Genomic DNA, 19,781 nt, shown 5'->3' on the forward strand with positions numbered 1-19,781 from the left:
TGTTCGGGGTCTCCATGCCGTCCATCGTGGCACGGAGGTCCGACATGCTCACCTGCTCGCCGCCACCCGGAACGTGATGCCCGCGCTGCGCAGCCGTTCGATGAGGGCGTCGCCCATGGCCACCGCCGTCGTCACCTGACCTGCTGTGGGCGGGAGTTCGTCGAGGGCCAGGGAGAGGGCCGACTCGGCGAACATCTTCGCCGTCTCGTCGTAGCCGGGGTCGCCACCGGCGACCTCCGTGAAGACCCGGCGGCCGCCGCCCTCGCCGACGAACTTCACGGAGAACCAGCTCTTCGCGCGCTTCTCCGGGCTCGGTCCGTCGCCGGGCTTGAGACGGTCGGACAACCAGCGCCGGGCGGGCGGGAGTTGGGCGGCCGTGGCCAGTGCGCCGACCGCCGTGACACCGCCGAGCGCCACGGGGAGGTGCCGTACGGCCGCGTAGTGGCGGTAGCGGAAGTCGGGGCCGTAGCGTTCCAGGGCCCGCGCGGATCGTTGGACGACCTGCGGGTCGATGGTCGGCAGCGGCACCGCCCAGGAGCCGACCTCCCCGGCGAACCGCGGTGCCCCTAGGGGCGCGTCGGCCCGGCGGCCCACAAGGCGCGGTTCGTGGCGGCGCCGCTCCCGAGCGGCGGCCAACACCTGCCTGCCGCGCCCGAGTTGGGTCAGCGCCGTGGCGAACGTGCCTCCGGAGAACATCGCGTCGGCGGTCACGAAACCGTCCACCGTCAGGGGCACCCCCTCCGGCAGCTGCTGAACCGTGAAGTACGCCCCGAGGTCGTGCGGGATCGAGTCGAAACCGGCGCAGTGCACCAGCCGTGCGCCGGTCTCACGCGCGCGTGCGTCGTGGCGGACGTACGTCAGGTCGACGAATTCCGGCTCCCCGCTGAGGTCGAGATAGTCCGTGCCGGCCTCCGCGCAGGCGGCGACGAGGTCCTCGCCGTAGGTGACGTAGGGGCCGACGGTCGTGGCCACCACACGCGCGTGCTCGGCGAGTTCGCGCAGGGAGGCCGGGTCGGAGACGTCGGCCCGCAGGACGCCGACCGACGTGCCGCCGGGGAGCCGCTCGCGCAGGCGCTTCAGTTTGAGCTCGTCCCGGCCGGCGATCGCCCAGCGCAGGCCCTCGGGCGCGTGCGCGGCGAGATACTCCGCGGTGAGCACGCCGACGAAGCCCGTGGCTCCGAAGAGCACGATGTCGTAGGGACGGTCCGTCCTGTTCAGCCTGCTCATGACACTCCTGGGTCCCGCAGCCCGCGCCGCTGTCGGTGGCTGAGGCTAGCGTGAAGAGTGCGGTGCCCGACGACGAGCCCGGAGGTATCAGGTGGCCGTGACCGACAACGCCCTGAAGAAGCGGGCGAAAGTGCGCGAGTTCGCCCTCGGGCTGCCGGGTGCCGTTGAGGAATTCCCCTGGGGTGAGACGGTCGCGAAGGTCAACAAGAAGGTGTTCGTCTTCCTCGGTGTCGACGACGGCAGCTATCCACCGGGCATGACGGTCAAGCTCACCGACGAGGCGGCCCACGCCCACGCGCTCACCGCACCCGGCGCCGAACCCGCCGGCTACGGCCTCGGCAAGGCCGGCTGGGTGCGCGTCCCGCTCGCCGAGCAGGGCGCTCCGGCCGCCGAGCTGCTGTGCGACTGGGTGGAGGAGAGCTACCGCGCGATCGCCCCGAAGCGCCTGATAGCCGAGCTGGACGCGGAGGGCGGAGCCAGCGATGGCTAACGGCGGGCAACTTGGCTAAGCGCTTGCTCGCCCAGGCCTTGTGTTGAGTGGAACACGTTCTTATCATCACTGGTGTTACATCAGTTGTGTCACAGCTGGGGGCTGGATGACAGCGGCAACGACGCCCGGGCACGGCCCGCTCTCCGGCGTGCGCGTGGTCGAGCTGGCCGGCATCGGCCCCGGCCCCTTCGCGGCCATGCTCCTCGCCGACCTCGGCGCCGACGTCGTCCGCGTCGACCGGCCCGGCGGCTCCGTGCTCGCCGTCGACCCCGCGTACGACATCACCAACCGCAACAAGCGCTCGGTCCTCGTCGACCTGAAGGCGTCCGACGGCCCCGCGCGCGTGCTCGACCTGGTCGAACGCGCCGACATCCTGATCGAGGGCAACCGCCCGGGCGTCACCGAGCGCCTCGGCGTGGGCCCCGGGCCCTGCCACGCCCGCAACCCCCGGCTCGTCTACGGCCGGATGACCGGCTGGGGCCAGGACGGCCCCCTCGCCGAGCGGGCCGGGCACGACATCGCGTACATCGCGCTCACCGGCACCCTCGGCATGATCGGCAGCCCCGGGGAGCCCCCGCCCGCCCCGGCCAACCTGCTCGGCGACTACGCGGGCGGCGCGCTCTACCTCGTCGTCGGCGTCCTCGCGGCCCTGCACCACGCGCGCGTGACCGGCACCGGCCAGGTCGTCGACGCGGCCATCGTCGACGGCACCGCCCACCTCTCCGCGATGATCCACGGCATGCTCGCGGCCGGCAGCTGGCAGGACCGCCGCGCCGCCAACCTCCTCGACGGCGGCTGCCCGTACTACGGCACCTACGAGACCGCCGACGGCAAGTTCATGGCGGTGGGCGCCCTGGAGCCGCGGTTCTACGACGAGTTCGTGCACCTGCTCGGGCTCGGTGACTTCGCCGACGCCCGCCGGGACTGGACCCGTTGGGGCGAACTGCGCGAGGCGGTCGCGGCCCGCTTCCGCAGCCGTACGCGCGACGAGTGGACCGCCGTCTTCGCGGGCACGGACGCGTGCGTGGCGCCCGTGCTGTCGCTGCGCGAGGCCCCGCACCATCCGCATCTCGCCGCGCGCGGCACCTTCACCGAGCACGGCGGGATCTCCCAGCCGGCCCCCGCACCCCGGTTCTCCGCGACGCCCACCTCGGTGCGCGGCGGGCCCGCCCGGCCCGGCGCGGACACGTCCGAGGTGGCCCGGGACTGGGAACTCCCCGGACTTCTCGACGTTGTTGACGACCCTCAGCGAGGAAACCCCTCGGCGAGTCTTTGAACACCCTCAGTGAAAGGCTTGGCAGTGAGCACCGAAGCGTATGTCTACGACGCGATCCGCACCCCGCGCGGGCGCGGCAAGGCGAATGGATCCCTGCACGGCACGAAGCCCATCGACCTGGTCGTCGGACTCATCCACGAACTCCGTGACCGCTTCCCGGACCTGGACCCGGCCGCGATCGATGACATCGTGCTCGGCGTCGTCGGCCCGGTCGGCGACCAGGGTTCCGACATCGCCCGGATCGCCGCCGTGGCCGCCGGATTGCCGGACACGGTGGCCGGCGTACAGGAGAACCGCTTCTGTGCCTCGGGCCTCGAAGCCGTCAACATGGCCGCCGCCAAGGTGCGTTCGGGCTGGGAGGACCTCGTCCTCGCCGGTGGTGTCGAGTCGATGTCCCGGGTGCCGATGGCCTCGGACGGCGGCGCCTGGTTCAACGACCCGATGACGAACCTCGCCGTCAACTTCGTGCCCCAGGGCATCGGCGCCGACCTGATCGCCACGATCGAGGGATTCTCGCGGCGCGACGTGGACGAGTACGCGGCGCTCTCGCAGGAGCGGGCGGCCACCGCCTGGAAGGAGGGCCGCTTCGAGCGGTCCGTCGTCCCGGTCCGCGACCGCAGCGGCCTCGTCGTCCTCGACCACGACGAGCACCTGCGCCCCGGCACCAACGCCGACTCGCTCGCCCGGCTGAAGCCGTCCTTCGCGGACATCGGGGAACTCGGCGGCTTCGACGCCGTGGCCCTGCAGAAGTACCACTGGGTCGAGAAGATCGACCACGTCCACCACGCGGGCAACTCCTCCGGCATCGTCGACGGCGCGTCCCTCGTCGCCATCGGCTCGAAGGAGGTCGGCGAGCGCTACGGCCTCACCCCGCGCGCGCGGATCGTCTCCGCGGCCGTCTCCGGCTCCGAGCCGACCATCATGCTCACCGGGCCCGCGCCCGCCACCCGCAAGGCGCTCGCCCGGGCCGGGCTGACCATCGACGACATCGACCTCGTCGAGATCAACGAGGCCTTCGCCGCGGTCGTCCTGCGCTTCGTGCGGGACATGGGCCTGTCCCTGGACAAGGTCAACGTCAACGGCGGCGCCATCGCGCTCGGCCACCCGCTCGGCGCGACGGGCGCGATCATCCTCGGCACGCTCGTCGACGAACTGGAGCGCCAGGACAAGCGCTACGGCCTCGCCACGCTGTGCGTCGGCGGCGGCATGGGCATCGCCACGATCGTCGAACGCGTCTGAACACCCCAGCGGCAGCAGAGACTTCTACGGAGAACCCCTCATGACCGAGAGCACCACCATCCGCTGGGAACAGGACGACACCGGGATCGTCACCCTCGTCCTCGACGACCCGGACCAGTCCGCGAACACCATGAACGCGGCCTTCCGCGACTCCCTCACCGTGATCGCCGACCGCCTGGAGGCCGAGCGGGACTCCATCCGCGGCATCATCGTCACCTCCGCGAAGAAGACCTTCTTCGCGGGCGGCGACCTGCGCGACCTCATGCGTGTCACCCCGGACACCGCCCAGGAGTTCTTCGACGGCGGCCTCGCCATCAAGCGGAACCTGCGCCGCATCGAGACCCTCGGGAAGCCGGTCGTCGCCGCGATCAACGGCGCGGCCCTGGGCGGCGGTTACGAGATCGCCCTCGCCTGCCACCACCGGGTCGCCCTCGACGCGCCCGGCTCGAAGATCGGCTGCCCGGAGGTCACCCTCGGCCTGCTCCCCGGAGGCGGCGGAGTCGTCCGTACGGTACGGCTGCTCGGCATCGCCGACGCCCTGCTGAAGGTGCTCCTCCAGGGCACCCAGTACAGCCCGCGGCGCGCCCAGGAGAACGGCCTCGTCCACGAAGTGGCCACCACCCCGGACGAGTTGACCGCCAAGGCCCGCGCCTTCATCGACGCCAACCCGCAGTCGCAGCAGCCCTGGGACAAGCCCGGCTACCGCATCCCGGGCGGCACCCCGGCGAACCCCAAGTTCGCGGCCAACCTGCCCGCCTTCCCGGCGACCCTGCGCAAGCAGACCAACGGCGCGCCCTACCCGGCCCCGCGCAACATCCTCGCCGCCGCCGTCGAGGGCGCCCAGGTCGACTTCGAGACCGCCCAGGTCATCGAGACCCGCTACTTCGTCGAGCTGGCCGTCGGCCAGACCTCGAAGAACATGATCCAGGCGTTCTTCTTCGACCTCCAGGCCGTCAACTCCGGCGCCAACCGCCCCCAGGGCATCCCCTCCCGCCCGGTCCGCAAGGTCGCCGTCCTCGGCGCCGGGATGATGGGCGCCGGCATCGCCTACTCGTGCGCCCGCGCCGGCATCGACGTCGTCCTGAAGGACGTGACGGCGGAGGCGGCGGCCAAGGGCAAGGCGTACTCCGAGAAGCTCTGCGCCAAGGCGGTCTCCCGCGGCCGTACGACCCAGGAGAAGGCGGATGCGCTGCTCGCCCGCATCACGCCCACCGCCGACCCGCAGGGCCTCGCGGGCTGCGACGCGGTGATCGAGGCCGTCTTCGAGGACACCTCGCTCAAGCACAAGGTGTTCCAGGAGATCCAGCACATCGTCGAGCCCGACGCGCTGCTCTGCTCCAACACCTCCACCCTCCCCATCACCGCCCTCGCCGAAGGCGTCGAGCGCCAGGCCGACTTCATCGGGCTGCACTTCTTCTCGCCGGTCGACAAGATGCCCCTCGTCGAGATCATCAAGGGCGAGCGCACCGGCGACGAGGCCCTCGCGCGCGCCTTCGACCTGGTCCGGCAGATCAAGAAGACCCCGATCGTCGTCAACGACTCGCGCGGCTTCTTCACCTCACGGGTGATCGGCCAGTTCATCAACGAGGGCGTCGCGATGGTCGGCGAGGGCATCGAGCCCGCGTCCATCGAGCAGGCCGCCGCGCAGGCCGGCTACCCGGCCAAGGTCCTCTCCCTGATGGACGAGTTGACGCTCACGCTCCCGCGCAAGATTCGCAACGAGTCCAAGCGGGCCGTGGAAGAGGCCGGCGGCACCTGGCCCAGCCACCCCGCCGAGGCCGTCATCGATCGCATGGTCGACGAGTTCGGCCGCACCGGCCGCAGCGGCGGCGCGGGCTTCTACGACTACGACGAGAACGGCAAGCGCGCCGGGCTGTGGCCGGGCTTGCGCGAGCACTTCACCGGCGAGGGCGCCGAAATCCCCTTCCGTGACATGCAGGAACGCATGCTGTTCTCCGAGGCGCTCGACACCGTCAAGCTCCTGGAGGAGGGCGTGCTGACGTCCGTCGCGGACGCCAACATCGGGTCCGTCTTCGGCATCGGCTTCCCCGGCTGGACCGGTGGTGTCCTGCAGTACATCAACGGCTACGAGGGCGGCCTGCCCGGGTTCGTGGCACGCGCGCGTGCACTCGCCGAGCGCTACGGGGAGCGGTTCACGCCGCCCGCGCTGCTCGTGGAGAAGGCGGAGAAGGGGGAGCGGTTCAGCGACGCGCGCTGACGTATCGCTGAGCGACACGCTGCCCTTGCCCTCGTGGGGACGGGACCCCGACGCTGACCGGCGAACCGGTCACCGGTCCCGTCCCCCGAGGAGCTCCCATGGGATACCGTCCCGCCCTCGCCCTCCTCGACATCCTGCGCGGCGAGGGCGTGGACCGGATCTTCGGCAACCCCGGCACCACCGAACTCCCGTTCCTGGCCGCCCTGTCGGAGGCCGAGGACGCCCCCGAGTACGTCCTCGGCGTCCACGAGGGCGCCGTGGTCTCGATGGCCGACGGCTACGCGCGCGGCACCGGCCGCCCCGCGTTCGTCAGCCTGCACATCGCCGCCGGACTCGCCAACGGCCTCATCGGCCTTCTCAACGCCCGCCGTTCACGCACCCCGCTCGTCGTCACGGCCGGCCAGCAGGACCGCCGCCACCTCCAGCAGGACCCCATGCTCTCCGGCGATCTGCTCGGCCTCGCGAGGCCCGCGGTGAAGGCCACGTACGACCTCCAGCACGTCCGCGACCTGCCCCTCGCCCTGCGCCGCGCCTTCGCCCAGGCCCAACTGCCGCCCGCCGGGCCGGTGTTCCTGTCCCTCCCCATGGACCTGCTCGCCGAGGACACCGAGGTCGAGGTCCCCGCCCGCACCGCACCGCCACGCCAAGGGCCCGCCGCGGGGCTCGACCGGGCCGCCGTACTGCTCGGCCGTGCCGCGCGCCCCGCGATCGTCGCCGGGGACGGAGTGGGCCGCGATGACGCGGTGGCCGCCCTCGTCCGCACGGCGGAGGCCTGCGGGGCGACGGTCCACCACCAGCCGATGGCCGACTGCCTCAACTTCCCTGCCACACACCCCCTTTACGCCGGGATGCTGCCGCCCCGCCACGACGCGATCCGGGACACGCTCTCGTCGTACGACACCGTCCTCATCGTCGGAGCCCACGCCTTCACACCCCACCACTACAGCCCCGGGCCCGCCCTGCCGCCCGGCATCACCGTCGTCCAGCTCGACTCGGACGCCGACGAGATCGGCCGGAACTTCCCCGCCGACGCCGGGCTCGTCGGCGGGCTCGCGCCCTCGCTGCACCGGCTCGCCGAGCTGCTGCGCGAGCAGGTGCCCGACCACACCGCCAAGGCCCGCATCCTGCGCGCCGGTGAACGGCACACCGCCGAACGGGACCGCGTCGAGTCCGCAGCCCACGCCGCCTACTCGACGGCACCGCTCGCCCCGTGGGCCGCCGCCCACGCCGTCGCACGCGGCCTGCCGCCGGACGCCGTGGTCGTCGAAGAGGCCATCACCGTGGGCCTGTTGCTCCGCCGGCTGCTACGACTCGACCGTCCCGGCAGCTACACCCACGCCGTCGGCGGCGGCCTGGGCTGGGGCATCGGCGCCGCCGTCGGCCGCTCGCTCGCCGCACCCGGGCGGCCCGTCGTCTCGGTCCTCGGGGACGGCTGCGCGCTGTTCGGACTCCAGGGGCTGTGGAGCGCCGCACGGCAGCAAGTCCCCGTGCTGTTCGTGGTGATGGGCAACGGCAGCTACCGCACCCTCCAGGACACGTACCAGACGATGGGCGGCAAGGGCAGGTGCCCCGGAACCGAACTGGGGACCCTGGACTTCACGCAGGCGGCGCGGTTCTTCGGGGTCGACGCGGTACGCGCGGACAGCGCCGACCACCTGCGTGAACTGGTGGCCGGGGCCGACGAGTTGACGCGGCCGCTGCTCGTGGACGTACCGCTTCGCCCGTCGTGACGCCGTGACCTCGACGAGGTACCGCTTCGATTGCGTTTCCTGACTCACCGTCACCGACACCTTGTCACCCGTGCGTGACAGCGACCACCATCGGTCCATGACGGACGGGCCGCTGCCGAAGTCGGTACTCGCACGCGGGGTGTTGCTGCTGCGTGCCTGCGGCGACGCCGAGACCGCGCTCTCCCTCGCCGAACTGGCCCTGCGCACCGGGCTGCCCAAGCCGACGGCGCACCGGCTGATCGGCGAACTGGTCCGGCTCGGCCTGGTCGAGCGCACTCCCGAAGGCAGCTACCGCATCGGGCTCGCCCTCTTCGTCCTCGGCCAATCGGCGCCGTCCGTACGGGAGTTGCGCACGGTGGCGCTGCCCTATCTGGGCGATCTGCACGAGGCGACCCACGAGAACGTGCACCTGGCCGTCCCGGACGGCACCGACACCCTCTTCCTGGAGAAGATCACCGGCCGCCGCGCCACCCCGATCGTCTCCCGCACCGGCGGCCGGCTGCCCGCCCACTGCACCGCCACCGGCAAGGTCTTCCTCGCGCAGGACCCGCGCCCGCCCCGCCGCACCCTGGCCCGCCTCACCCCGCGCACCCTGGTCCTCCCCGGCCAGCTCGCCCGCGACCTCGCCCTCACCCGGGCCCGCGGCTACGGCGTGAACCTGGAGGAGGCCGAGATCGGCATCTCGGCGGTCGCGGCCCCCGTCTACGCCCATGACCGCGGCCTCGGCCCGATCGCCGCGATCTCCGTCACCGGCGGTACCCGTCGCCTGGACGTGGACCGCATCGGGGCACGCCTGTGCGCGGCGGCACGGGCGATCACGCGGATGCTCTCCGACTGACGGGCGGGGCCGAAGTTCAGCGGTCAGTGGGCGAGTTGGCCCCGGCTCCGGAAGCTTCCGCCCCGTTCGTCCGCTGCATCGCCGCCGCCAGCCCGTGCTCGGTCAACCGCTCCCCGCGCACCTCCTCGGCGACCCGCCCGCGCACGAACACCAGCACCCGGTCGCACACCTCCGTCAGCTCCGCGAGGTCGGTCGACGCGATCAGGACGGCCGCGCCGCCCGCCGCCAACTCGCCCACGATGCGGTGCATCTCGGCGCGTACGCCGACGTCGACACCCCGGGTCGGATCGTCCAGGACGACGATCTTCGGCTCGGTCGCGAGCCACTTGGCGAAGACGACCTTCTGCTGGTTGCCGCCGGACAGGCGGGCGACCAGGTCGTACGGCCCGCCGCGCAGCCGCAGCCGCTCGGTCGACTCGGCCGCGCGGCGCACGAGTTCGGAGCGGGAGGGAGCGATCCCGCCCCGGCCGAGGGCCAGCCAGCTGACCGCCGTGGTGTTCTCCCACACCGTGCGGTCCACCATCAGCCCGTACCGTTTGCGGTCGCTCGGCACGAAGGCGACGCCCGCCCGCACCGCGCCCCGCAGCGAGCGCGGCAGCCCCCGGCCGCCGACGTCCACCCGGCCCGCGGAGATCGCCGTACGCCCGCACACCACCGCCAGCGCGTCCAGATGGCCCGCCCCTTGCAGCCCCGCGACCCCGACCACCTCACCGGCCCGCACGGTGAAGGTCACGTCGGCCAGCCGCCCGGGCACGGTCACCTGGGAGAGCACCACAGGTGGCGGGCGGTCGACCAAAGACCGTACCCGTCGCGGCGGTTGCTCCGGCCGGCCGCCCAGCATCGCCGACACCAGCTCCGGCACATCGACCTCGGCCCGCTCCACACCCGCCAGGACGACCCGCCCGTCCCGCAGGACCGTCACGCGCCGCGCGAAGCGCATCACCTCGTCCAGGAAGTGGGAGACGTACAGGACGGCGATGCCCCGGCCGGTCAGCGCGCGCAGGACATGGTCGAGACGGTCGACGGCGGCGGCCGGCAGCGCCGACGTGGGCTCGTCGAGGATCAGCAGCTTGGGGCGTCGTAGCAGAGCCCGCGCGATCTCCGTCAACTGCTGGTCCGCGAGGGGCAGTTCGCCCAGCTCCGTGCGAGGGTCCACGTCCAGGCCCAGTTCCGCGAGGACCGGTCGGGCCGCCCGGTCCATGGCGCTCCGGTCCAACAGGCCCAGGCGCCGGGGCGGATGCTGCGGGAAGAGGTTCTCGCGCACGGTGAGATCCGGGAAGAGGCTCAACTCCTGGGAGACGACGGCGATCCGGGCGTCCTCGGCCGACCGCACCATCCCGCCGTCCGCCGCAAGCATCCCCGACAGGATGCGCACCAGCGTCGATTTCCCGGCGCCGTTCTCACCGACCAGCGCGTGCACCTCACCGCCGCGCAGCCGGATCGACGCCCCGTCCAACGCCAGTACCCCGCCATAGGACTTGACCAGTTCCTCCGCCACGAGGATGTCGTCGTGAGCCATCTCAGCGCGCGTCCTTCAGCGGCTTCAGATTGGCCGTCTCGTCGCCGAGCAGCTTGTCGATCGTCGGCTTGTACCAGTCGTACGCCGCCTGCGCCGACTTCTGCCGGGCGATGATCTCGTCGATGTTCGAGGAGTCGACGACTCCGCCGGGCGACAGGAACCAACCGTCCGGCAGTTTCCCCTTCTTGTCGCGCACGGCCTCGATCAGGACCGCCGTGGACAGATAGCCCTTCAGGAAGTGCTGCGGGTCGATGGTGACGAAGTTGGAGCCGTCCTTCACCGCGTCCAGGGTCTTCGGGTCGACGTCGAAGCCGGCCGTCAGCCACTTGCCGCTTTCCGCCTTCTTGATCTTGGCGAGGTTGTAGCTGTCGGCGTCACCGACACCGAGGAAGGCGAGCGCCTCCGGGTGCGCGTTCACCTGCGCGGACCAGGCGCTGTAGTTCTGGCCGGGATCGCTGTACGTCTGGAACGGACCGAGGACCTTGACGCCGGGCGCCTCCTTCTTGAACGTGTCGGAGATGCCCTTGGCCCGGTTGTCGAGCACCGGCGTCCCCGGGTTGGGCACGCCGATCACGATCTGACCCTTCGGGTTGTCGCCGAGCCGCTTCAGCGCCTCCTTGGCCATCAGCTCGCCGAGCGCGTAATTGTCGTTGCCCACATAGAAGTTGACCTTGCTGCCGTCGGTGGGGGAGGTGTCCAGGGCCACGACCGGGATGTCCTGGTCGACGGCGCGTGCGGCGGGCCGGGTGAAGATCGGCGGGTCGAGGTTCTCCAGGACGATGCCGTCCTTGGCGACGGCCGTGAGGTTCTGGAACAGCTGCACCTCGGCGGGCCCGTCCGTGTTGGGCGGTCCTACGGCCTTGAAGTCGACCTTCCCCGCGTGGCTCGCGGCACTCTCCGCGCCCAGCACCATCTCGTGGGCGAAGTTCAGCGAGATGTTGGCGACCGAAATACCCATCTTCAGCCTGCCGTCGCTGCCGCCGGAACCGCTGCCGCAGCCTGCGGTGGCCAGCAGGACCAGGGCGCCGAGCGCCGCGGACCAGGTACGTGAACGGGAGTGCATCACGGCCTCCAAAAGGCTGGACCACAGGGGGACTTGACCACCGGGCGACGTGGACGACGGGGAGACTTCACCTGCGACGGCGTCCGGTGCGGCGCAGCGCGCTGTCGGCCGCGACGGCGACGAGGATCACCCCGCCGGTCGCGAACGACGTCCAGTTGATGGGCACTTCGAAGAACACCAGGCCGGAGGCGACGACCGACAGGATCATCGCCCCGGCCACCGCCCCGACCACCGAGCCGCGACCCCCGGCGAGCGGAGTGCCGCCGATGATGCACGCGGCGATCGCCTGCAACTCGTAGCCCTGTCCCAGCGTCGGGTCCCCGGCGCCGTAGAAGGCGAGCGCGAGGACGGCGGCGCACGCGGTGGTGAGCCCGGAGAGGGCCAGCGCCTGGACGCGGGTGCGGACGACCGGGATGCCGCTGAACGCGGCGGCGTCGGGGTTGGACCCGATCGCCCGCACCCGGGCCCCGAAGCGCGTCCGGGACAGCACGACCGCCAGCACGACGATCACGGCGAGCAGCACCCACAGCGCGAACGGCACCCCGCCCGGATCGCCGCCCGCGAAGGTGAAGAACGAGTCGTCCAGGGGGAGATCGGTGATCTGCTTGCCGTCGGCGAGGGCCAGCCCGACACCCCGGAACAGCATCAGCGTGCCCAGCGTCACGATGAACGACGGCAGCGCCAGCAGTGTCGTCACCAGCGCGTTGAACACCCCCAGCGCGATCCCGGTGACCAGCATCACCGGCACCGCGAGCCAGGGCGGAGTGCTGTCCCGGATCAGCAACGCCCCGACGACCAGGCACATCGCGTAGGTCCCGCCCACGGACAGATCGACCTCGCGCATCGACAGCGCGAAGACCATGCCGCACGCCATCAGCGAGATGTAGACGGAGTTGTGGGCCGTGGACAGGAGGTTGTCCGTGTCCAGGAAGTCCGGGTACGGGATGCCGATCCCGGCGATCAGCAGCCCCAGCACGAGCAGCACACCGAACTCGTCCCGGACCAACCGGCGCGGACGCGGCCCGAGTCGACGCCGGACGATCGCCAACCGGCCCTGCCCGCCGTCCTGTTCGCGGGCGCGCTCGGCGTCGTCCACGGCACGCTCGGTCTCGGTCATCGGGCACGGCTCCCGTATTCACGGCTGGTGCTGGTGTCGCCCCGCAGCGTGGGCTCACCCGACGCGGGCGGCAACAAGGGCGTTTCAGCGAGTGGAATGCGCTCTTGCCGTCCGCCTGACGGGCCATCACACTCGCCCCATGGAGACACGGACCGCCCTGGTGACCGGAGCGGCACAGGGCCTCGGGCGGGAGTTCGCCGTCGCGCTCGCCGGGCACGGCTGCCGGGTCGCCGGACTCGACCTTGTCGCACAGCCGGAGACCGCCGAAAAGGTCCCGGACTACGTGGAGTTGATCGGCGACGTCACCGACGAGGGCCAGATCCAGGGGGCGTTGGAACGCGTCGTCGAGGAGTTCGGCACCCTGCACATCCTCGTCAACAACGCCGGTGTCTACCCGTCGTGCCCCTTCGAGGAGATCACACCCGGGGAATGGCGCCGGATCATGTGCGTCAACCTGGAGGCCCCGTTCCTGCTGACCCGCGCGGCCTTGCCGTATCTGAAGGCCGCCGGCTGGGGCCGTGTCGTCAACATCGTCTCGGCCGCCGTCCTCACCGCACCGCCCACGATGGTGCCGTACGTCGCCTCGAAGATGGGCCTGATCGGCTTCACCAGGTCGCTCGCCGCGGCGCTCGGGCCGTACGGCATCACCGTCAACGCCATCGCGCCGAGCATGGTGCGCACCGCGACGGCCGAGCGGACGGTCGGTGCGGACGGCGGCTTCGAGCACGTCCGCGACGGTCAGGCCGTCCCGCGCACGCAGGAGCCGTCGGACCTGGTCTCGACGCTGCTGTACGTCGTCGACGAGGGCAGCGGGTTCCTGACCGGGCAGACGCTGAACGTGTCGGGCGGCTCAGCCTTCCTCTGACTCCCGCGACTCCTCCGGCCCCTTGAGCCACTCACGGAGCTCCTCCCGCAGCGACCGCTGAAAGGTCGTCAGAAGGGCCTGCACGACCAGGGGTTGCATGTGCGCGGACAGCGACTTCACGTCCTGCGCGGCGCGTTGGGAGACCTCCCCGCGGAACACCTGTGACAACTCGTGGGCCGCCGCGCGGGAGTGCTCGATCAGTACGTTCCGGGACGCGAGGATCGCCTCCTGCGACACCGGTACGTCGAGGAGTTGCACGCCGAGCCGCAGCAGACCGGAGTCGACGCGGCAGGAGGGCCCGTCGGGCCCGACCACGCCCATCGCGACGAGCCGCTCCACGTCCTCCTCGCTCAGCGCCCGGCCCGCCCGCCGCTCCAACTCCGCGCGGTCCAGGGTCTCCATCGTGTCCGGCGCCCACGACGCCACCACCGCGCGGTGGATCGCGAGGTCGTGCGCGCTGAGGTCCGGAGGCAGCTGGCCCAGGTAGCGCTCGATCGCGGCCAGCGTCATGCCCTGGTGCTGCAACTCCTCGATCAACGCGAGCCGCGACAGATGTTCCTGCCCGTAGTGCCCGACCCGCCGCGCCCCGATCACCGGCGGCGGGAGCAGCCCCTTGGTGCTGTAGAACCGGACCGTGCGGACCGTGGTGCCGGCCCGCGCGGCCAGTTCGTCGATCGTGAGCGTCGGCTCCTCGGTGTCGGTCGTCATACGCAGCAGTATCGCTGTCTCACCAACGCTGTGAAACCGCACAGGGCCCGTTGTCAGTGGTGGCGCCTACGGTAGGTGTCATGGGGGAGATCAACTATGTCCGGGGAGACGCGACCGTTCCGTCGGCCAAGGGCGTCAAGGTGATCGCGCATGTCTGCAACGACATCGGGGGCTGGGGAAAGGGCTTCGTCCTGGCGCTGTCGCGCCGCTGGCCTGAGCCGGAGAAGGCGTACCGGTCCTGGCACCGGGACCGCGCGGCCAACGACTTCGGCCTGGGTGCCGTCCGGCTCGTTCAGGTCGAGCGCCATGTGTGGGTCGCCAACATGATCGGCCAACGCGGCATACGCACGGGCAGCAAGGGCGTCCCCGTGCGCTACGAGGCGATCGACACCGCCCTGTCACACCTCGCGGACCGGGTCACCGAACTCGACGCCTCCGTCCACATGCCCCGCATAGGGTGCGGCCTCGCGGGCGGCAAGTGGTCCCGGGTCGAACCCCTGATCACCGAGCGGCTGGTGCGGCGGGGGATCGCGGTGACGGTGTACGACCACGGGGACTGAGCCGCCAGGCCCGACCGGCCCCGGGCCGAAGGCGGTTGCAGTACCTTGCGCAATTTCTTGCGGCGACTCCCGCCGCCTGCTTGACTCACTGCTCGCATCCGACAGGGAGAGCCATGAGCCGTGACATCGACGTCCTCGTTCTCGGCGGCGCCGGAGTGGACACCATCGTCCACGTGCCCGAACTACCGCTCCCGTACGCCGACAGCTACATGATCGCCCCCGGCATCCGCACCCGCGCAGGCCAGACGGGCGACTTCGTCGCCCTCGGCCTCAGCGCGCTGGGCCTGCGCACCCACCACCTCGACATGCTCGGCGCCGACCCCGAGGGCGACCTGGTCCGCGCGCTGCACCGCGACCACGCCATCCCGCTCACCGAAGTCCCGCAGCCCGCCGGCACCAAGCGCGCGGTCAACCTCGTCGGCCCCGACGGCCGGCGCCTCTCCCTCTACGACGCGACCCGCGCCCACCCCGACGACCGCCTCCCGGAACCCACGGTCCGCGCCCTCGCCACGAGGAGCCGGCACGCCCACGTCTCCATCACCCAGCCCTGCGCCCATGCCCTCCCACTGTTGCGCGAGTCCGGCACGACGATCTCGACGGACCTGCACAACTGGGACGGCGAGAACCCGTACCAGGAGGAGTTCGCCCACGCGGCGGACATCGTCTTCCTGTCCACCACAGCCCTGACCGGCGACCCCGCACGCACCATGCGCGCCATCGCCGAGCAGGGCCGGGCCGAGCTGGTCGTCGCCACGGCCGGAGCGGAGGGCGCGTATCTGCTGGCCGACGACGAGGTGACCCACATCCCGCCGGTCACCCCGCCGTCCCCGCTGATCGACTCGAACGGCGCGGGCGACGCCTTCGCCGCAGCCTTCCTCTATGGCTGGCTCAACCGAGAGACCCCACAACGCGCCGCCCTCTACGGCACGATCGCGGGGGCGCATGCCTGCACGGTGCCTTCGACGGAGACGGAGGCGATAACCCGCAGCGACCTCCTGACACGGTCCGGGGCAGCGCCCCTTTAGGGGCGCGGGGCTGTGTCGATATGCGGCTCCGCCGCGTGGGCGCGACCAGCCACAACGGACCCGCAGTCCCCACTCCACCGAAGCTGGCAGACGCTTAGTGCACGTCGTTCGTAGCCGCAATCTTCTTCCACGACTTCGGCTGCACCGGAGCCACACCCGCCCCCGCCCCCACGATGGCCGCACTCCGAGCCGCCGGAGCCGCAGGCTTCGTAGGCTGGAACAGCCACGTGTCGAACAGCGAGCCCAACGACTTCCCCGACACCTGCTCGGCGTAGGCCCGGAAGTCCGCGACAGACGCGTTCCCGTAAGCGTGCTCCTTCGGCCACCCCTTCAGAATGGCGAAGAACGCATCGTCACCGACCTCATTGCGCAACGCCTGAATGGCCAGCGCCCCCCGGTCGTAGACCGGAAGCTCGAACTGGTTCTCCGGACCGGGGTCACCCGGCGCGATCGTCCAGAACGCGTCGTCCGCCGGATGCGAGGCATACACGTAGTCGGCGAGTTGCTGCGCCGTCCCCTCGCCCTCGTGCTCGGACCAGAGCCACTGCGCGTACCGCGCGAAGCCCTCGTTGATCCAGATGTCCTTCCAGCCCTTCAGGGACACGTCGTCGCCGTACCACTGGTGGGCCAACTCATGCACCACGACAGAGGTGTTGGCGCCGTTCGCGAACTGCTTCTGGCTGTAGTAGACGCGCGTCTGGGTCTCCAGCGCGTACCCGGTGGTCGTGTTGGGCACATACCCGCCGGCCGAACTGAAGGGATACGGACCGAAGTAGCCGCTCAGCCAGTCGACGATCTCCCCGGTGCGCTCGACGCTCGCCCGCGCGGCCCCGTCGTTGTCGCCGAGGTCCTTGCTGTAGGCGTTGACGACGGGGACACCGCCGTCCGAGGTGCTGGTGGTGATGTCGAACTTGCCGAGGGCGATCGTGGCGAGATAGGTGGCCTGCGGCTTGTTCTGGCGCCAGTTGTAGCGGGTCCAGCCGAGCTGTGAACTCGTCGACTGGAGCGTGCCGTTGGAGATGGCCTGGGTGCCGTTCGGCACCGCGACCGACACGTCGTAGGTCGCCTTGTCGCTGGGGTGGTCGTTGCTCGGGAACCACCACCACGCCGACTCGGGCTCGTCCGCCGCGACCGCGCCGTCCGGGGTGCGGTGCCAGGTGGTGAAGCCGTACGCGCTCTTCGTGGACGGCACCCCGCTGTAGCGGACGACGACCGTGATCGGGGTGCCCTTGGGCAACGGGGTCTTCGGGGTGATCTCCAGCTCGTGCTGGCCGGAGGTCGCGAACGTCGCCTTGGCGCCGTTGACCCGGATCTCGCTGACGTCGAGGAGGAAGTCCAGGTTGAAGCGGGACAGGTCCTGCGTGGTCTTGGCGAGGATCGTCGCCGTGCCCGCCAACTCGTCCGTCGCGGGCTGGTATTGAAGCCTGAGGTCGTAGTGCGAGACGTCGTATCCACCGTTGCCGTAGAACGGGTAGTAGGGGTCGCCGATGCCCGGAGCGCCGGGGGAGTAGCTTGCCGCCGACGCCGGGATCGCCAGCATGAGGGAGGCCGCCGCGAGTGCGCCCGGCGCGATGATTCTGCGGTGCACGAGAACTCCAAGTCGTAGGGCTCCACGAGAAGTTCGGAGAGCCGTGGGGGTCCACGAAGGTCGAAGAGCCGTAGGGGTCGGTCCACGAAGTCTGTACGGAGCCTATTCACCCCCTGTGGCCCCGCGCCTGTCCACGGCCCCTCCTGTCACACGATCGCCATTCGGCCGTCATGACCCCGAACGGCCCCGAGTGCCTCTTCCAGCACGGGAGTTGACCGATGTACCGTCCGCGCATGCCGAAACGCACGCGCTTCACGATCTGGAGATCGCTCGCGACGGCGGCGACCGCCGCCCTCCTGGCCACCTTCCTCACCCCGGCAGTGGCCCAGAGCGCTCCGCAGGAAAGCCAACCCGTCTACTCCTACGCCAACGCCGTCCGCGAGGCCGTCTGGGTGGACACCGGACTCGACGGCGACGGTGACGGAAAGACCGACCGGGTCGCCGTTGACATCGTCCGGCCCAGCGAACCCGCCCGCCAGGGCCGCAAAGTCCCCGTCATCATGGACGCCAGCCCCTACTACTCCTGCTGCGGCCGCGGCAACGAGAGCCAGCTGAAGACGTACGACGCCGGCGGCAACGTTGTCCAGATGCCGCTCTTCTACGACAACTACTTCGTGCCCCGCGGCTACGCCTTCGTCGGCGTCGACCTCGCCGGCACCAACCGCTCCGACGGCTGCGTCGACGTCGGCGGCCGCTCCGACATCCAGTCCGCGAAGGCCGTCGTCGACTGGCTCAACGGACGCGCCAAGGCGTACACGACACGCACCGGAACCGTTCGCTCGCAAGCGAGTTGGACCAACGGCGACACCGGGATGATCGGCAAGAGCTGGGACGGCACCATCGCCAACGGCGTCGCCGCCACCGGCGTGAAGGGCCTGAAGACGATCGTCCCGATCAGCGCCATCTCCTCCTGGTACGACTACTACTTCGCCCAGGGCGCCCCGCTCTACGACTCCGGCCCCGACTGGCTGTCCAACGTGGTCGAGAGCCCCGACGCGCAGGCCAAGTGCGCGGCCGTCCAGCAGAAGATCGTCGACGGGGCCCCGCGTACCGGGGACTGGACGCCGTTCTGGACCGAGCGCGACTACGTGAAGGACGCGAGCAAGGTCAGGGCCAGCGTCTTCCTCGTGCACGGCATGCAGGACCTCAACGTCCGCACCAAGAACTTCGGCCAGTGGTGGGACGCCCTCGCCAAGAACGGCGTCGAGCGCAAGATCTGGCTCTCCCAGACCGGCCACGTCGACCCCTTCGACTACCGGCGCGGCGCCTGGGTCGACACCCTGCACCGCTGGTTCGACCACGAACTCCTCGGCTACGACAACGGAATCGACCGCCGGCCGATGGCCGACGTCGAACGCCACCCGGATCAGTGGGTCACGTCGGCGACCTGGCCGCCGAGCGGCACCGCGACGACCACCCTCCACCCGGCGCAGGGCACCCAGGCGGGCGTGGGCACGCTCGGCCTCGGGACCGGCGCGGGCACCGAGACGTTCACCGACAACCCCCAGGAGAGCGAGACCGATTGGGCGGCCGCGATCGACAAGCCGACCGCGGACAAGGCCGGTTTCGTCACCGGACCCCTCAAGAAGGACCTGCGTCTGTCGGGCTCCTCCAAGGTGACGATCACAGCGACCCCCACGACCTCAACGGCCCATCTGTCGGCCGTACTTGTGGATGTCGGCCCCGACACGATCCGGGACTACGCCGACTCGGCCGAGGGCATCACCACGCTCACGAACCGCACCTGCTGGGGTGCGAGCACGGCGGGCGACAGTGCGTGCTTCCTCGCAACCCAGGCCAAGACGAAGGCGGTTGACTACAACGTCCTCAGCCGCGGCTGGGCCGACCTCGGCAACTACGCCTCCGCCACGAAGGGCGTACCGCTCACCCCGGGCAAGGCGTACACCATCACTCTCGGCCTGGCGGCGACCGACCACGTCGTCCCGGCCGGACACCGCCTCGCCCTGATCGTCGCGGGCACGGACAAGGACCTCATCGATCCGCCGTCCACGACCCCGACCCTCACCGTGAATCTGTCCCGCACCGCGGCCCAACTCCCGCTCGTCGGCGGCGCGTCGGCGTTCGCGAAGGCCACGGCGGGCAGCAAGTCCGTGGCATCCGACGCCGAGAGCCTCGACGGCGTACGGGCACCGCGCAGCGCCCAGCGGGTCCCCGGCAACTGATCACCGACTCGGTGTGGGGGGGGGGGGGGGGGGGGGGGCGCCGCCCCCCCCCCCCGCCGCGGGGGGGGCGGGCGGGGGGGGCCCCCCGGGCCAGGGGACCCCCCGCCCGGGGCGCGCCCCCCCCCCCCCCCCCCC

16 protein-coding genes are annotated in these 19,781 nt (G+C 71.2%); 10 read left to right on the forward strand and 6 right to left on the reverse strand.

Going from position 1 to position 19,781, the window contains the following annotated elements; translation table 11 throughout:
- Positions 1 to 48 precede the first annotated feature (48 nt).
- Positions 49 to 1,227 carry a saccharopine dehydrogenase family protein gene (locus ACGFY9_RS26155; protein WP_393757955.1) on the reverse strand — a complete coding sequence of 393 codons (1,179 nt, stop codon included), beginning with the start codon at positions 1,225 to 1,227 and terminating at the stop codon, positions 49 to 51.
- 91 nt (positions 1,228 to 1,318) lie between these two features.
- On the opposite strand from ACGFY9_RS26155, the gene ACGFY9_RS26160 reads away from it, so the two are divergent.
- From ACGFY9_RS26160 to ACGFY9_RS26185, 6 genes are all read left to right on the forward strand, one after another.
- Positions 1,319 to 1,717: an MmcQ/YjbR family DNA-binding protein gene (locus ACGFY9_RS26160; protein ID WP_393757956.1), complete on the forward strand. Its 399-nt coding sequence runs from the start codon at positions 1,319 to 1,321 to the stop codon at positions 1,715 to 1,717.
- A gap of 106 nt (positions 1,718 to 1,823) precedes the next feature.
- Positions 1,824 to 2,993 (forward strand): CaiB/BaiF CoA transferase family protein, encoded by a 1,170-nt coding sequence (locus tag ACGFY9_RS26165; protein ID WP_393757958.1) that lies wholly within the window; start codon positions 1,824 to 1,826, stop codon positions 2,991 to 2,993.
- A gap of 24 nt (positions 2,994 to 3,017) precedes the next feature.
- The gene (locus tag ACGFY9_RS26170; RefSeq protein ID WP_393757960.1) at positions 3,018 to 4,232 is read left to right on the forward strand and encodes an acetyl-CoA C-acetyltransferase; all 1,215 of its coding nucleotides are present in this window, start codon (positions 3,018 to 3,020) and stop codon (positions 4,230 to 4,232) included.
- Between the two features lie 40 nt (positions 4,233 to 4,272).
- A complete protein-coding gene (locus ACGFY9_RS26175) occupies positions 4,273 to 6,450 on the forward strand; it encodes a 3-hydroxyacyl-CoA dehydrogenase NAD-binding domain-containing protein (RefSeq protein WP_393757962.1) in 2,178 nt (725 codons plus the stop codon).
- Between the two features lie 98 nt (positions 6,451 to 6,548).
- A complete protein-coding gene (locus ACGFY9_RS26180; protein WP_393757964.1) occupies positions 6,549 to 8,180 on the forward strand; it encodes a thiamine pyrophosphate-binding protein in 1,632 nt (543 codons plus the stop codon).
- A gap of 97 nt (positions 8,181 to 8,277) precedes the next feature.
- A complete protein-coding gene (locus ACGFY9_RS26185) occupies positions 8,278 to 9,018 on the forward strand; it encodes an IclR family transcriptional regulator (RefSeq protein ID WP_366492073.1) in 741 nt (246 codons plus the stop codon).
- A gap of 16 nt (positions 9,019 to 9,034) precedes the next feature.
- On the opposite strand, the gene ACGFY9_RS26190 is transcribed toward ACGFY9_RS26185, so the two are convergent.
- From ACGFY9_RS26190 to ACGFY9_RS26200, 3 genes are all read right to left on the reverse strand, one after another.
- A complete protein-coding gene (locus ACGFY9_RS26190) occupies positions 9,035 to 10,537 on the reverse strand; it encodes a sugar ABC transporter ATP-binding protein (RefSeq protein ID WP_393757967.1) in 1,503 nt (500 codons plus the stop codon).
- A 1-nt stretch (position 10,538) separates the two neighbouring features.
- Positions 10,539 to 11,600 carry a sugar ABC transporter substrate-binding protein gene (locus tag ACGFY9_RS26195; RefSeq protein WP_393757969.1) on the reverse strand — a complete coding sequence of 354 codons (1,062 nt, stop codon included), beginning with the start codon at positions 11,598 to 11,600 and terminating at the stop codon, positions 10,539 to 10,541.
- A gap of 67 nt (positions 11,601 to 11,667) precedes the next feature.
- Positions 11,668 to 12,717 (reverse strand): ABC transporter permease, encoded by a 1,050-nt coding sequence (locus ACGFY9_RS26200; RefSeq protein ID WP_393757971.1) that lies wholly within the window; start codon positions 12,715 to 12,717, stop codon positions 11,668 to 11,670.
- 139 nt (positions 12,718 to 12,856) lie between these two features.
- Between ACGFY9_RS26200 and ACGFY9_RS26205 the strand changes: the two genes are divergently transcribed.
- A complete protein-coding gene (locus ACGFY9_RS26205; RefSeq protein ID WP_393757973.1) occupies positions 12,857 to 13,582 on the forward strand; it encodes an SDR family NAD(P)-dependent oxidoreductase in 726 nt (241 codons plus the stop codon).
- Here the strand turns inward: ACGFY9_RS26205 and ACGFY9_RS26210 are convergent.
- Positions 13,568 to 14,290, reverse strand: coding sequence for a MerR family transcriptional regulator (locus tag ACGFY9_RS26210; RefSeq protein ID WP_393757975.1), 723 nt, complete (start codon positions 14,288 to 14,290; stop codon positions 13,568 to 13,570). The two genes, ACGFY9_RS26205 and ACGFY9_RS26210, sit on opposite strands and share 15 nt — an antisense overlap.
- An 80-nt stretch (positions 14,291 to 14,370) precedes the next feature.
- On the opposite strand from ACGFY9_RS26210, the gene ACGFY9_RS26215 reads away from it, so the two are divergent.
- Together ACGFY9_RS26215 and ACGFY9_RS26220 are read left to right on the forward strand one after the other, a co-directional pair.
- Positions 14,371 to 14,850, forward strand: a complete 480-nt coding sequence (locus tag ACGFY9_RS26215) for a macro domain-containing protein (protein WP_393757977.1) — start codon at positions 14,371 to 14,373, stop codon at positions 14,848 to 14,850.
- A gap of 113 nt (positions 14,851 to 14,963) precedes the next feature.
- A complete protein-coding gene (locus tag ACGFY9_RS26220; protein WP_393757979.1) occupies positions 14,964 to 15,875 on the forward strand; it encodes a PfkB family carbohydrate kinase in 912 nt (303 codons plus the stop codon).
- Positions 15,876 to 15,969: 94 nt separating this feature from the next.
- On the opposite strand, the gene ACGFY9_RS26225 is transcribed toward ACGFY9_RS26220, so the two are convergent.
- Complete coding sequence (locus ACGFY9_RS26225) at positions 15,970 to 17,463, reverse strand: M1 family metallopeptidase (RefSeq protein ID WP_393757981.1); 1,494 nt, start codon at positions 17,461 to 17,463, stop codon at positions 15,970 to 15,972.
- Positions 17,464 to 17,696: 233 nt separating this feature from the next.
- Between ACGFY9_RS26225 and ACGFY9_RS26230 the strand changes: the two genes are divergently transcribed.
- Entirely contained in the window at positions 17,697 to 19,646 is a 1,950-nt protein-coding gene (locus ACGFY9_RS26230) for a Xaa-Pro dipeptidyl-peptidase (protein ID WP_393757983.1), read from the forward strand.
- The last annotated feature ends 135 nt before the right edge of the window (positions 19,647 to 19,781 follow it).

Origin of the sequence: Streptomyces sp. NPDC048504 (assembly GCF_043200035.1) — a bacterium.
In the GTDB taxonomy this organism is placed as follows: Bacteria; Actinomycetota; Actinomycetes; order Streptomycetales; family Streptomycetaceae; genus Streptomyces.